The following is a 12,856-nucleotide window of genomic DNA, read 5'->3' on the forward strand; positions in this document are numbered from 1 at the left end:
TGAGCCCAACGGCGCGAGGGCGCCCGTCAGCCCCGGTAGATCGCCTCGATCTCCTCCGCGAAGTCCTTCGCGACGACGTTCCGCTTCAGCTTCAGCGACGGCGTCACATGCCCGGACTCCTCGGTGAACTGGGTCGGCAGGATACGGAACTTGCGGACCGACTCGGCCTTGGAGACCGCCGCGTTGCCGTCGTCGACCGCGCGCTGCACGGCGGCCAGCAGCTCGGGGTCGTCGGCCAGCCCGGCGGGCGTCGCGTCGGCCGGGTGGCCGTGCTCCTCGGCCCAGCGGGGCAGGAACTCCTCGTCCAGGGTGATCAGCGCGCCGATGAACGGGCGGCCGTCGCCGACCACCATGCACTCGGCGATCAGCGCGTGGGCGCGGATCCGGTCCTCGATGACGGCCGGGGCGACGTTCTTGCCGCCCGCGGTCACCAGGATCTCCTTCTTGCGGCCGGTGATGGCGAGGTAGCCGTCCTCGTCGAGGGTGCCGAGGTCGCCGGTGTGGAACCAGCCGTCGGACAGCGCCTCCTGGGTGGCCGTCGGGTTGTTCCAGTACGCGCTGAAGAGGTGCTCGCCGTGCAGCAGCACCTCGCCGTCGTCGGCGATCCGGACCACCGAGCCGGGCAGCGGCTGGCCGACCGTGCCGATCTTCTGCCGGTCCCAGGGGTTGAACGCGGTGGCCGCACAGGACTCCGTCAGGCCGTAGCCCTCCAGGGCGGTGAAACCGATGCCGCGGTAGAAGTGGCCCAGCCGCTCGCCGAGCGGGGCGCCGCCGGAGATGGCGTGGGTGGCCCGGCCGCCGAGCACCGCCCGCAGCTTGCCGTAGACCAGCCGGTCGAAGACCTTGTACTTCACCTTCAGGCCGAAGGAGGGCCCGCCGGGGGTGTCCAGCGCCCGGCTGTAGGCGATCGCGGTCTCCGCCGCCTTGTCGAAGATCTTGCCCTTGCCGTCGGCCTGGGCCTTGGCCCGCGCGGAGTTGTAGACCTTCTCGAAGACCCGGGGGACGCCCAGGATCATCGTCGGCCGGAAGGAGGCCAGGTCGTCGGTGAGGTTCTTGATGTCCGGCGCGTGGCCCAGCTTGATGGGCGCCATGACGGAGGCGACCTGCACCAGCCGGCCGAAGACGTGCGCGACGGGGAGGAAGAGCAGCACCGAGGAGTCGCCGGTGCGGAAGAGCGGTTTCAGCCGCTCGACGACGTTGCCGCACTCGGCGAAGAAGCTGCGGTGGCTGAGCACGCAGCCCTTGGGGCGGCCGGTGGTGCCGGAGGTGTAGACGATGGTGGCGGGGGAGTCCGCAGTGGCCAGCGCGCTGCGCTCGTCGACCGCCTCGTCGGTGATGCCGTCGCCGGCGGCCCGCAGCCGGGCGACGGCGTCCCGCTCGATCTGCCAGATGTTCGCCAGGTCCGGCAGCCGGTCGCGGACCGACTCCACCGTCGCCTCGTGGTCGGGCGTCTCCACCAGGCAGGCCGCCGCGCCGGAGTCGCCGAGGATCCACTGGATCTGCTCGGCGGAGCTGGTCTCGTAGACGGGGACGGTGATGGCGCCCGCGCTCCAGATGGCGAAGTCCAGCAGCGTCCACTCGTAACGGGTGCGCGACATCAGGCCGATCCGGTCACCCGGCTCGATCCCGGCGGCCATCAGGCCCTTGGCGACCGCCCGGACCTCGGCGAGGAAGGCGGCGGCGGTGACGTTCTGCCAGGTGCCGTTCACCTTCCGTCCCATGACCGCGACATCCGGGTACTGCGCGGCATTGCGGCGGATCAGGTCCGTCAGATTGCCGTCCGCGGGGACCTCGTACAGGGCCGGAAGGCTGAACTCGCGCAAGACTGCTGCTCCTCGAAAGCGCCGGCACCACGACGCTGTGTGCGCACCGGCTTGCGGTCCATGATCATGCGGGGGATTGGACGGGCCGGACGTTACCCACCGGTATTGCCTTTGGGATAGGGGTGCGCGGCCAGATGTTCGATGCGTCACATGTGGGCGGACACGTCTTGGGGACTGCACGCGCAGACTAGTCCAGCCCAGAGGTGACCCGAAAGTAACCGGCGGACCGCCCCGCCTCCCCGCGGCGCCCCGCGCGCTCATAGGGTGACGTCATGCGCGTGCACGTGGTGAGTGATGTCCATGGGAACAGCCGGGACCTGGCGGCCGCCGGGGACGGGGCCGACGCCCTGGTCTGCCTCGGCGACCTGGTCCTCTTCCTCGACTACGCGGACCACTCGCGCGGCATCTTCCCCGACCTCTTCGGCGCCCGGAACGCCGCCGCCCTGATCGAACTGCGCACCGCCCGCCGCTTCGACGAGGCCCGCGAGCTGGGCCGCCGGCTCTGGGCCGGGCTGGACCGCGACGGCGCGAGCCGCGAGGAGGTCATCGAGGCCGCGGTCCGCCGCCAGTACGCCGATCTCTTCGCCGCGTTCCCCACCCCCACCTACGCCACCTACGGCAACGTCGACATCCCGCGTCTGTGGCCGGAATACGCCCGGCCCGGCACCACCGTCCTCGACGGGCAGCGGGTGGAGATCGGCGGCCGGGTCTTCGGCTTCGTCGGCGGCGGCCTCACCTCCCCGATGCGGACGCCCTACGAGATCGGCGACGAGGAGTACGCCGCCAAGATCGAGGCGGTCGGCGAGGTGGACGTGCTGTGCACCCACATCCCGCCGGACGTCCCCGAACTCTGCTACGACACCGTCGCCCGCCGCTTCGAGCGCGGCAGCGCCGCCCTGCTGCACGCCATCCGCACCACCCGGCCGCGCTACGCCCTCTTCGGCCACGTCCACCAGCCGCTGGCCCGCCGGGCCCGGGTCGGCGGTACGGAATGCGTCAATGTCGGGCACTTCAACGCGACCGGCAGGCCGTACGTGCTGGAGTGGTGAGCCCGGCACCGGGCCGCGCGGCCGGGCCGTCGCGGTGGGCCCGCTGGTGTCGGCCGGGGTTGCGCCGCGCGGTAGCCTTCAGCAGCACAGACACCGCGCAACGGGGTCGCCCCGGCTCGGAGCGGAGAGCCCGGGGAAGGGTCGGCGGACCGGCATGAATCGGCATGGAGGAGTCACGGCGATGGCCGAACACACCAGCTCGAACATCACGATCGAGGCGGCACCGGCCGAGGTGATGGGAGTGATCGCCGACTTCGCCCGCTATCCGGAGTGGACCGGGGAGGTCAAGAAGGCCGAGATCCTGGCCACCGACGACCGGGGCCGCGCGGAGAAGGTGCGCCTGGTGCTGGACGCCGGCGCCATCAAGGACGACCACACCCTCGCCTACACCTGGACCGGCGAGAACGAGGTCAGCTGGTCGCTGGTCAAGTCGCAGATGCTGCGCGTCCTCGACGGCTCCTACCGGCTCACCGCGCTCGCCGGCGGCACCCGCACCGAGGTCACCTACCAGCTCACCGTCGACGTCAAGATCCCGATGCTCGGAATGATCAAGCGCAAGGCCGAGAAGGTCATCATCGACCGGGCGCTGGCCGGGCTGAAGAAGCGCGTCGAGAGCGGCCCCGCCACGTCCGGCGCGACCGCCAACGACGAGGCCGAGAAGCACTGAGCGTGCGGACCGTCCTCGTCACCGGCCCCGGCGGCGCGGGCCGCACCACGCTCGCCGCCGCGACCGCCCTGGCCGGTGCCCGGCAGGGCGCGCGGACCCTCCTGCTCACCACCCAGAGCAGCGCCCCGGAGGCGGTCCTCGGCGTCCGCCCCGGCGTCGCCGAACCCGCGCCGATAGCGGCGGCCCCCGGCCTGCACGCCCACCGCATCGACCCCGCCGACCGCTTCCGCCAGGAGTTCCTCGCCTTCCAGGAGCGCGCCGGCGCCGCCCTCGACCTGCTCGGCGCGGCCCCGCTCGACGAGGACGAACTCACCGAACTCCCCGGCTCCGAGTCCTTCGCGCTGCTGCACGCGCTGCGCGCCGCACACGCCTCGGACGCCTGGGACCTCCTGGTCGTCGACATGCCGCCGGCCGCCGAAACGATCCGGCTGCTCGCCCTGCCCGCACAGGTCCGCCGCTACCTCCGCCGCCTGCTGCCGCCCGAGCGCCAGGCCGCCCGCGCGCTGCGCCCGGTGCTCGCCCAGCTCGCCGGCGTCCCCATGCCGGCCCAGAAGCTGTACGAGGCCGCCGAGCGCTGGGAGCGCGAACTCGCCGCCGTCCAGCGGGTGGTGGACGCCCCCGGCACCACCGTCCGGCTGGTCACCGACGCCGGCCCGGTCGCCACCGCGGCCTTGCGCACCCTCCGCGCCGGCCTGGCGCTGCACGGCCGCCGCACCGACGCCGTCCTGGTCAACCGGCTGCTGCCCACCGGCTCCGCCGACCCCTTCCTCGCCGGGCTCTCCGGCATCCAGCAGACCGCCCTGAAGGCGCTGCGCGAGGAGTTCACCGACATCCCGGTCCACGAGGTGCCGCACCTCGGCCGCGACCCCCAGGGCGTCGAGGAGCTCGGCGCGCTGCTCGACGGTGCCGCCGGCACTCCGCCCCCCGCGCCGCCCGCCGACGACCCCTGGACGGTCGAGGACCGGCTGGCGTCCGACGGCCTCCTCGTCTGGCGGGTGCCGCTGCCCGGCGCCCGGCGGGACGGCCTCGGCCTGGTACGCCGCGGCGACGAGATCGTGGTGACCGTCGGCCGCTTCCGGCGGATCCGCACCCTGCCCTCCGCGCTGCGCCGCTGCACCGTCTCCGGCGCCTCCCTGCGCGACGGCGCCCTGGAGATCCGCTTCACCCCCGATCCGGGACTCTGGCCGCGGACCGCGTCGAGCGACTGATCCCGGCACCCCCGTTCGGGTAACGTCGTAAGACGTCACCGCCGTGCGTCCGCGCACGGCACCCGTACGGTCCGTACCGCCCGCAGGAGTCCACGGAGTCCGCCATGAGTGATGCCACCGAGCGCCCCGCCGACCGCCGCGCCGAGCCGGACGCCGACGCCTGGAAGACGGCCTGCGCCGAGGACCTCGCTGCGGAACAGGCCCGCCGCCGGGCCGAGTACGGCCCCCAGCCGGGCAGCGCCGCCGAGGAGCTGCGCCGGCTCGCCGAGGCGGTGACCGACAAGCTCGCCGCCATCCAACTGCCCGGCGCGCTCGGCGGGATCGCCGCCAGCGGCGCGGTGGGCGAGCTGCTGCGGCAGGCCAAGGCCGCCGTCGAGCCGGTCATCGAGCGCAATCCCGATGTCTTCGACCACCTCGCCGCGGCCGGTTCCGAGCTGCTGGCCGCCTACCGCTCCGCGGTGACGGGCAGCGAGCGCCGCTGGACCCGCGACACCGGCCCGGCCGGCCGCCCCGAGGGCCCGGCCGACGACCCCCGCGACGACGGCCCGGCCGGCACCGAGCGCATCGACCTCGACTGACGCCCGCCGCCGCGGGCGCCGGAGAGCCCCCGCGATCCCCCCGCGCTCCCCGCCCCGGCGGCCCTGACCGGCGAGGGAGCTCCCCCTGCCTCCGGTACGGTGGGTCCCGGCGGGGTTCGAGCGAAAACTGAGGGACACATGGGACTCACCATCGGCGTCGACATCGGCGGCACGAAGATCGCGGCCGGCGTGGTCGACGAAGAGGGTTCGATCCTTGAGACGTGCAAGGTACCGACCCCGCAAGGACCCGATGCGCTGACCGAGGCCATCGCGGACGCCGTCCGCACGGTAGGAGCCGGCCACCACGTCGAGGCCGTCGGCATCGGCGCCGCCGGCTACGTCGACGAGAAGCGGGCCACGGTGCTGTTCGCCCCGAACATCGACTGGCGCCACGAGCCGCTCAAGGACAAGGTCGAGCAGCGCGTCGGCCTCCCCGTCGTCGTCGAGAACGACGCCAACGCCGCGGCCTGGGGCGAGTACCGCTTCGGCGCCGGCCAGGGCCACAGCGACGTCATCTGCATCACCCTCGGCACGGGCCTGGGCGGCGGCATCATCATCGGCAACAAGCTCCGCCGCGGCCGCTTCGGCGTCGCCGCCGAGTTCGGCCACATCCGGGTCGTCCCCGACGGCCTGCTCTGCGGCTGCGGCAGCCAGGGCTGCTGGGAGCAGTACGCCTCCGGCCGCGCCCTGCTGCGCTACGCCCGGCAGCGTGCCTTCGCCACCCCCGAGAACGCCGAGATCCTGCTGGCGCTCGGCGACGGCACCGCCGAGGGCATCGAGGGCCGGCACATCAGCGCCGCCGCCCGCCAGGGCGACCCGGTCGCCGTCGACTCCTTCCGCGAACTGGCCCGTTGGGCCGGCGCCGGCCTCGCCGACCTGGCCTCGCTCTTCGACCCGTCGGCCTTCATCGTCGGCGGCGGCGTCTCGGACGAGGGCGAGCTGGTCCTCGACCCGATCCGCAAGTCCTTCCGGCGCTGGCTCGTCGGCAGCCAGTGGCGGCCGCACGCCCAGGTGCTCGCCGCCCAACTCGGCGGCAAGGCAGGGCTGGTCGGCGCCGCCGACCTGGCGCGCCAGGGCTGACGCGGATGGCGGCCGAGCGCTCCGGACGGACCGCGTCCGGCACGGCGGACCCCGGTCCCGGCAGCGGCGCGGCCGGCTCCGCCGCCGGACTCCCGCCCTCCGCCACGGAGGCCGACGGCAGCGCGGTCGTCCGGGTGCTCAGCTACAACATCCGCTCCCTGCGCGACGATCGGGCAGCGCTGGCCCGGGTCATCCGGGCCTGCGCCCCCGATCTCGTCCTCGTCCAGGAGGCGCCGCGCTTCTTCCGCTGGCGCAAGGCCGCCGAGCGCCTCGCCCGGGCGACCGGCCTGACGTACGTCACCGGCGGCGCCACCACCGCGGGCCCGATGATCCTCGCCCGGCTCCGCGCCCACGTGGAGCGCACCGAGGACGTCCTGCTGCCCCGTACCCCCGGCCTGCACCAGCGGGGCCTGGCCACCGCCGTGCTGCGCTTCGCCGGGGCCCGGCTCGGGGTCGTCAGCTGCCACCTCAGCCTCGACGCCCGGGAGCGGTACGGCCAGGCCGGGCTGCTGCTGGAGCGGGTCGCCGGGCTGGGCGTGCCGCACGCGGTGGTCGGCGGGGACCTCAACGAGCGGCCGGACGGCCGGAGTTTCCGGCGGATCGCCGGGGCGCTCCGGGACGGCTGGGCGGCCGCGCCGTGGGGCGGGGAGTTCACCTCCACGCCGCACGCACCGCGGCAGCGGATCGACGCGCTGTTCGCCACCGGCGGCGTCGAGGTGCTCGGCTGCGGTGTGCCGTACGGCCTGCCGGGCCTGCGGGCGGCCGATCTGCTGGCCGCCTCGGACCATCTGCCGGTGCTGGCGGCCCTGCGGGTGCCGGCCGAAGGCTGACCGGCCGGCCCGTGGTCCTCAGACGACCGCGCCGCCGCCCGGCATGTCCTCGTCGTCGTCCCGGTCGTTGCCCATCCGCGCGAAGAGGGTGGCCAGGCCGCCCAGGAAGCCGCCGATGCCCAGCACCGCGATCCACCAGGTGACCGGCTGCTGGAGGACGACCGTGCCGAGAAGCAGCAGCGGACCGCCCAGGGCCGCGATCCAGGCGAACTTGGTGGTGGTGTCGGCGCTCGGCAGCGGTGGCGGCTCGGGCGGGGTGAAGTGGCCCTCGTCGGTCTCGTCGAGGTCGTCGTCGGAGGGCTGCTCCGGGGTCCAGTCGCGCGGCCCCACGCCGGGGGCGTAGACCACGAAGCTGCCGGGGCGCGACGGCGGAGCGTCGGGCGGGCTGCCGGGCGTGCCGTCACCGGGGCGCGCGGCGGGGGAGTCCGGGGCGTCGCCGTCCGCCGGCGCGCGGTCCGGGCGCTCCCCGGCCGCCGGGAACTCCGGCCGCTCGCCGTACCCCGCGACGATCTCGGCCCACGCGGCCTCCTCGTCGAGCGGGTCCCGGGGGTCGCGGGGGCTACGCTCCGCCACGGGCCGCCGTCCCCTCCTCGGCCGCCTCCGGCCGGGCTTCCGGGGCGAGCCGGGTGATGAAGTCGTGGGTGTCCTGGAAGATCCGCTCCGCGTCGTGGTCGAGCGTGGCGACGTGGTAGCTGCGCTCCAGCAGGATGTGCCGGACGTCGGTGGAGGAGACCCGGCCGAGGATGCGCTCGGAGTCGACGGGCGGGACGACGTGGTCCTGCCGGCTGGTCAGCACCAGCAACGGCTGGGTGACGCGCGGGAGTTCGGAGTCGACCAGCTGGAAGAACCGCCGCAGCGAGTGCGCGGCGTGCAGCGGCACCCGGTCGTAACCGACCTCCACCGCACCGGGCTTGGCGATGTCGCTGGCGATGCCCTTCGTCGAGCGGACGACGTGCCGCAGCACCGGCAGCAGCGGGGCCGCCGTGTCATGGACCCTGTTGCCGGGATTGACCAGGGCGACGCCGCTGAGGGTGTCGCCGTGCCGGGCGGCCAGCCGCAGGGCCAGCGCGCCGCCCATGGACAGTCCGCAGACGAAGACCCTGGCGCAGCGCTCGGCCAGCGCGCGCAGCTCGCGGTCGACCTCGGCGTACCAGTCCTGCCAGGTGGTCAGCTGCATGTCCTCCCAGCGCGTGCCGTGGCCGGGCAGCAGGGGGACGGTGACGCTCAGGCCCCGGTCGGCGAGGTACTCGGCCCAGGGGCGGACGGACTGCGGGGAGCCGGTGAAGCCGTGGCAGACGAGGACGCCGACGTCTCCGCCGTCGCGGCGGAACGGCTCGGCTCCGGGGAGGAGCGGCACCGGGGGACTCCGATCGGTGAGAGGGCTCGCGGGTTACCTCAGGGTACGCGGAGTGACCGCGGCGGGGGTAGGGCCGTGGCCCGGCCAGGGGCGCGGACGCCCGCCGGAAACCGCCCTGCGCACGGCCTCCGGCGGGCCCGCGCGCGGTCTCGTGGCCCGCCGCGGCCCCCGGCGCGCCGCGCGGGGGTTAAGGTCAGTGCGTCAGACACAGGAGGCAGTCGGTTGATCTACGGCGCAATGAAGTTTTCCATCGGCGGTCCGCTGAGGCTCGCGTTCCGTCCCTGGGTGGAAGGCATCGAGAACGTTCCCGCCGAGGGCCCGGCGATCCTCGCGAGCAACCACCTGTCCTTCTCGGACTCGTTCTTCCTGCCCGCGGTCCTCGACCGCAAGGTCACCTTCATCGCCAAGGCCGAGTACTTCACCTCCCCGGGCGTGAAGGGGAAGCTCACCGCCGCGTTCTTCAAGGGCGTGGGGCAGCTCCCGGTCGACCGCTCGGGCGCCCGCGGCGCCGGCGAGGCCGCCATCAGGAGCGGTATCGAGGTGCTGGAGCGCGGCGAGCTGTTCGGCATCTACCCGGAGGGCACCCGCTCCCCGGACGGGCGCCTCTACCGCGGCAAGCCGGGCGGCCTGGCGCGGGTGGCGCTGGCCACCGGGGCGCCGGTCATCCCGGTGGCGATGATCGACACCGAGAAGGTGCAGCCGCCCGGCAAGGTCCTTCCCAAGATGGTCCGGCCCGGCATCCGGATCGGCAAACCGCTGGACTTCAGCCGCTACCAGGGCATGGAGGGCGACCGCTACATCCTGCGTTCGATCACCGACGAGGTGATGTACGAGATCATGAAGCTCTCCGGCCAGGAGTACGTCGACATCTACGCGACCGCGGCCAAGCGGCAGATCGCCGAGGCGGCCAAGGCCGCCGAGGCGCAGAAGAAGGCCGGGGCGTAGGCCCTGTCACCGCGCGGGGCCGTTCGGGCCGCCGCCGGACAGACGGGACGGACGAGCCGAGACCGGGGCGGGGCGGCCCTGGTGAGGGGTGGGGCCGGCATGACGGATGCCGACAGGGACGACATACGGACCGCGGGCGACGCCGCCGGGGGCGGCCGCGGCGCGCGGCCGGGCGGGCGCCCGAAGGCGCTGCGGATGTCCGTCGAGTTGCCGCTGTGGCGGGCGCTCACCGGCTACCGCATCCTGACTCTGGTCTACGTCCTGGGCCTGTTCGCGGTCGCCTACCCGCGCTACGCGCACCCGCTGGGCGCCGCCGCCTACATGGCCGCGCTCACCCTCTGGACGGCGCTGACCTGGCGCCGGACGATGTCCGCGGAGCGCTGCACCCGGCAGTTCCTGGTCGCCGACCTCGGTTTCGCGGTCGGCGGCATCCTGCTGACGACCCTGATCGACACCCAGGCCCGCATCATGGGCGGCGCCCCGACGCTGCCGTCCATCTGGACGGCGGGTGCCGTGCTGGGCTTCGCCATCAAGGGCGGCTGGCGGTGGGCCGCGGTGGCCTCCGCCATCGTGGCGGCGGTCAACCTCTTCGAGCGCCAGGGGTTCGCCCGGGACACCGTCCACAACGTGGTGCTGGTGTGGGTGGCCAGCGTCGCCATCGGCTATGTCGTCGAGGTGGCCCGGGCCAGTGAGCGCACCCTGGCCCGCGCCCTCCAGATCGAGGCCGCCACCCGCGAGCGGGAGCGGCTGGCCCGCGACATCCATGACAGCGTGCTGCAGGTGCTCGCCATGGTGCAGCGGCGCGGCACCGCGATCGGCGGCGAGGCGGCCGAGCTGGGCCGGATGGCCGGCGAGCAGGAGGTGGCGCTGCGCACCCTGATCGCCGTCGGACCGGTGCCCCGGCAGCGGACCGCGGCCGGCCCCGCGCAGGACGCCGCGGCGCCGGCCCGCCCGGCGGCGGTCCCCGGCCCGCCGCCGGGCGGTCCCTGTGACCTGATGGCGCTGCTCGCCCCGCACGCCGGGGCCGGGGTGGCGCTCTCCGGCCCGGGCTCCCCGGTCGTGCTGCCGGCCGTGGCCGCGGGGGAGCTGGCCGCCGCTGTCGGTGCCGCGTTGGACAATGTCCGGGTGCACGTGGGGGCCGACGCCCGCGCGTGGATCCTGGTGGAGGACGAACCGGACGCGGTGCTGGTGACGGTGCGCGACGAGGGCCCCGGCATCGCCGAGGGGCGGCTCGCCGCGGCCGAGCGCGAGGGCCGCCTCGGGGTGGCCCTGTCGATCCGCGGCCGGCTGCGGGAGCTGGGCGGCAGCGCCGAGTGGATCTCGGTCCCCGGCCAGGGCACGGAAGTGGAGCTGAAGGTTCCCAAGGGCCGCGCGCCCGAGGGCGGACGACGGGGGAGGCACGGACATGAGTGACGAGACGGGCCTGCGGGTCATGGTGGTCGACGACCACCCGATGTGGCGGGACGCGGTCGCCCGGGATCTGGCGGAGGCCGGGTTCGACGTGGTGGCGACGGCCGGGGACGGGCTCCAGGCGGTGCGCCGGGCCCAGGCCGCGGCGCCCGACGTGCTGGTCCTGGACCTCAATCTGCCGGGCCTGCCCGGCGTCCAGGTGTGCCGGGAACTGGTCGGCGGCGATCCGTCGCTGCGGGTGCTGGTCCTCTCCGCCAGCGGCGAGCACGCCGACGTCCTGGAGGCGGTGAAGTCCGGCGCCACCGGCTATCTGCTGAAGTCCGCCAGCACCGAGGAGCTGCTCGACGCGGTCCGCCGCACCGCCGCCGGCGACGCGGTCTTCACCCCGGGCCTGGCCGGCCTGGTCCTCGGCGAGTACCGCCGGCTGGCGGCGGAGCCGTCCCCCGCGACCGCTGACGACCCGGGCGCTCCCCGGCTGACGGAGCGGGAGACGGAGGTGCTGCGCCTGGTCGCCAAGGGGCTCTCGTACAAGCAGATCGCCGAGCGGCTGGTCATCTCGCACCGCACGGTGCAGAACCACGTCCAGAACACCCTCGGCAAGCTCCAGTTGCACAACCGCGTCGAGCTGGTGCGGTACGCGATAGAGCGCGGCCTCGACGGCGTCTGAGGCACCGGACGTCCCCCGCCGGGGCCGCGGCCGTCCGCTCGTAAGGGTGAACGCCGCGCGTCAACTCCCGTGCAGCGGACGGGAATCGGCCGCCCGCACCATCCCGGAGTGAGCCAGGTCACCATTAGCGTGGCCGGCATTAATGCTCACGGACGGCCGTACGCGGCCACGGACGGGATGAAGGTGAAGCGATGCGGGTCGGAGTACTGACCGGCGGCGGCGACTGCCCGGGTCTGAACGCGGTGATCAGGGGCATCGTCCGCAAGGGCACCCAGGAGTACGGATACGAGTTCGTCGGCTTCCGGGACGGCTGGCGCGGCCCTCTGGAGGGCACCGGCGTGCGGCTGGACATCCCGGCGGTGCGCGGCATCCTGCCCCGCGGTGGCACCATCCTCGGCTCGTCGCGGACCAACCCCTTCAAGGAGGAGGACGGGGTCCGCCGGATCCGGGAGACGCTCGCCAAACAGGAGGTCGAGGCGCTGATCGCGATCGGCGGCGAGGACACCCTCGGCGTCGCCTCCCGGCTCTTCATGGAGCACGGCATCCCCTGCGTCGGCGTGCCCAAGACCATCGACAACGACCTGTCGGCCACGGACTACACCTTCGGTTTCGACACCGCGGTCGGGGTCGCCACCGAGGCCATCGACCGGCTGCACACCACCGCCGAGTCCCACATGCGGGTCCTGGTCGTGGAGGTGATGGGCCGGCACGCCGGCTGGATCGCGCTCCACTCCGGCCTGGCCGGCGGCGCCAACGTCATCCTCATCCCGGAGCAGCGCTTCGACATCGCCGAGGTCTGCCGCTGGATCGAGTCCCGCTTCAAGGCCAGCTACGCGCCGATCGTGGTGGTCGCCGAGGGGGCCATGCCCAAGGACGGCGAGATGGTGCTCAAGGACGGCAGCACCGACTCCTTCGGGCACGTGCGGCTGTCCGGCGTCGGCGAGTGGCTGGCCAAGGAGATCGAGCAGCGCACCGGCAAGGAGGCCCGGACCACCGTCCTCGGCCACACCCAGCGCGGCGGCACCCCCAGCGCCTTCGACCGCTGGCTGGCCACCCGCTTCGGGCTGCACGCCATCGACGCGGTGCACGACGCCGACTACGGCGTGATGGTCGCGCTGCGCGGCACCGACATCGTCCGGGTGCCGCTGGCGGAGGCGACCGCCAGGCTGAAGACCGTCGATCCGGCGCTCTACGCCGAGGCCGGCGTCTTCTTCGGCTGACGCCGGGCCCCGGCCGGGCGGT

General features: G+C 74.3%; 13 protein-coding genes. 10 read left to right on the forward strand and 3 right to left on the reverse strand.

What is annotated here, in order from left to right; all coding sequences use genetic code 11:
• Positions 1 to 26 precede the first annotated feature (26 nt).
• Complete coding sequence (locus tag ACRAS8_RS26070; RefSeq protein WP_438488431.1) at positions 27 to 1,823, reverse strand: AMP-dependent synthetase/ligase; 1,797 nt, start codon at positions 1,821 to 1,823, stop codon at positions 27 to 29.
• A gap of 272 nt (positions 1,824 to 2,095) precedes the next feature.
• Between ACRAS8_RS26070 and ACRAS8_RS26075 the strand changes: the two genes are divergently transcribed.
• The 6 genes from ACRAS8_RS26075 to ACRAS8_RS26100 all read left to right on the forward strand — a co-directional run bounded on the left by ACRAS8_RS26075 (position 2,096) and on the right by ACRAS8_RS26100 (position 7,235).
• Positions 2,096 to 2,872, forward strand: a complete 777-nt coding sequence (locus ACRAS8_RS26075; protein WP_438488432.1) for a metallophosphoesterase family protein — start codon at positions 2,096 to 2,098, stop codon at positions 2,870 to 2,872.
• 181 nt (positions 2,873 to 3,053) lie between these two features.
• The gene (locus tag ACRAS8_RS26080) at positions 3,054 to 3,539 is read left to right on the forward strand and encodes an SRPBCC family protein (RefSeq protein ID WP_438488433.1); all 486 of its coding nucleotides are present in this window, start codon (positions 3,054 to 3,056) and stop codon (positions 3,537 to 3,539) included.
• A gap of 2 nt (positions 3,540 to 3,541) precedes the next feature.
• Positions 3,542 to 4,747 (forward strand): ArsA family ATPase, encoded by a 1,206-nt coding sequence (locus ACRAS8_RS26085; RefSeq protein WP_438488434.1) that lies wholly within the window; start codon positions 3,542 to 3,544, stop codon positions 4,745 to 4,747.
• A gap of 104 nt (positions 4,748 to 4,851) precedes the next feature.
• Positions 4,852 to 5,325, forward strand: coding sequence for a DUF5304 domain-containing protein (locus ACRAS8_RS26090; protein WP_438488435.1), 474 nt, complete (start codon positions 4,852 to 4,854; stop codon positions 5,323 to 5,325).
• Between the two features lie 138 nt (positions 5,326 to 5,463).
• On the forward strand, positions 5,464 to 6,405 hold the full coding sequence (locus ACRAS8_RS26095) for an ROK family glucokinase (RefSeq protein ID WP_438488436.1): 942 nt from the start codon (positions 5,464 to 5,466) through the stop codon (positions 6,403 to 6,405).
• Positions 6,406 to 6,410: 5 nt separating this feature from the next.
• Positions 6,411 to 7,235: an endonuclease/exonuclease/phosphatase family protein gene (locus tag ACRAS8_RS26100; protein WP_438488437.1), complete on the forward strand. Its 825-nt coding sequence runs from the start codon at positions 6,411 to 6,413 to the stop codon at positions 7,233 to 7,235.
• Between the two features lie 18 nt (positions 7,236 to 7,253).
• Here ACRAS8_RS26100 and ACRAS8_RS26105 read toward each other — a convergent pair whose 3' ends face one another.
• Together ACRAS8_RS26105 and ACRAS8_RS26110 are read right to left on the reverse strand one after the other, a co-directional pair.
• A complete protein-coding gene (locus ACRAS8_RS26105; protein WP_438488438.1) occupies positions 7,254 to 7,808 on the reverse strand; it encodes a hypothetical protein in 555 nt (184 codons plus the stop codon).
• Positions 7,795 to 8,592: an alpha/beta hydrolase gene (locus ACRAS8_RS26110; RefSeq protein WP_438488439.1), complete on the reverse strand. Its 798-nt coding sequence runs from the start codon at positions 8,590 to 8,592 to the stop codon at positions 7,795 to 7,797. The genes ACRAS8_RS26105 and ACRAS8_RS26110 overlap by 14 nt, the downstream gene beginning before the upstream one ends.
• Before the next feature lie 237 nt (positions 8,593 to 8,829).
• Here ACRAS8_RS26110 and ACRAS8_RS26115 point away from each other — a divergent pair, with 237 nt between their 5' ends.
• The 4 genes from ACRAS8_RS26115 (at position 8,830) to ACRAS8_RS26130 (ending at position 12,834) form a co-directional block, all read left to right on the forward strand.
• A complete protein-coding gene (locus tag ACRAS8_RS26115) occupies positions 8,830 to 9,537 on the forward strand; it encodes a lysophospholipid acyltransferase family protein (RefSeq protein WP_438488440.1) in 708 nt (235 codons plus the stop codon).
• A gap of 99 nt (positions 9,538 to 9,636) precedes the next feature.
• A complete protein-coding gene (macS, locus tag ACRAS8_RS26120; protein WP_438488441.1) occupies positions 9,637 to 10,950 on the forward strand; it encodes a MacS family sensor histidine kinase in 1,314 nt (437 codons plus the stop codon).
• Positions 10,943 to 11,614 carry a response regulator gene (locus tag ACRAS8_RS26125; RefSeq protein ID WP_438488442.1) on the forward strand — a complete coding sequence of 224 codons (672 nt, stop codon included), beginning with the start codon at positions 10,943 to 10,945 and terminating at the stop codon, positions 11,612 to 11,614. Before macS ends, ACRAS8_RS26125 begins: the two co-directional genes overlap by 8 nt.
• A gap of 191 nt (positions 11,615 to 11,805) precedes the next feature.
• Complete coding sequence (locus ACRAS8_RS26130) at positions 11,806 to 12,834, forward strand: 6-phosphofructokinase (RefSeq protein WP_438488443.1); 1,029 nt, start codon at positions 11,806 to 11,808, stop codon at positions 12,832 to 12,834.
• The last annotated feature ends 22 nt before the right edge of the window (positions 12,835 to 12,856 follow it).

Origin of the sequence: Streptomyces sp. S186 (assembly GCF_051603415.1) — a bacterium.
Classification (GTDB): domain Bacteria; phylum Actinomycetota; class Actinomycetes; order Streptomycetales; family Streptomycetaceae; genus Streptomyces.

Excerpts from the sequence above, each read along its gene's own strand:
- ACRAS8_RS26075 (WP_438488432.1), top strand. The coding sequence starts at position 2,096 with ATGCGCGTGCACGTGGTGAGTGATGTCCATGGGAACAGCCGGGACCTG.
- ACRAS8_RS26080 (WP_438488433.1), top strand. The coding sequence starts at position 3,054 with ATGGCCGAACACACCAGCTCGAACATCACGATCGAGGCGGCACCGGCC.
- ACRAS8_RS26090 (WP_438488435.1), top strand. The coding sequence starts at position 4,852 with ATGAGTGATGCCACCGAGCGCCCCGCCGACCGCCGCGCCGAGCCGGAC.
- ACRAS8_RS26095 (WP_438488436.1), top strand. The coding sequence starts at position 5,464 with ATGGGACTCACCATCGGCGTCGACATCGGCGGCACGAAGATCGCGGCC.
- ACRAS8_RS26100 (WP_438488437.1), top strand. The coding sequence starts at position 6,411 with ATGGCGGCCGAGCGCTCCGGACGGACCGCGTCCGGCACGGCGGACCCC.
- ACRAS8_RS26115 (WP_438488440.1), top strand. The coding sequence starts at position 8,830 with ATGAAGTTTTCCATCGGCGGTCCGCTGAGGCTCGCGTTCCGTCCCTGG.
- macS (WP_438488441.1), top strand. The coding sequence starts at position 9,637 with ATGACGGATGCCGACAGGGACGACATACGGACCGCGGGCGACGCCGCC.
- ACRAS8_RS26125 (WP_438488442.1), top strand. The coding sequence starts at position 10,943 with ATGAGTGACGAGACGGGCCTGCGGGTCATGGTGGTCGACGACCACCCG.
- ACRAS8_RS26130 (WP_438488443.1), top strand. The coding sequence starts at position 11,806 with ATGCGGGTCGGAGTACTGACCGGCGGCGGCGACTGCCCGGGTCTGAAC.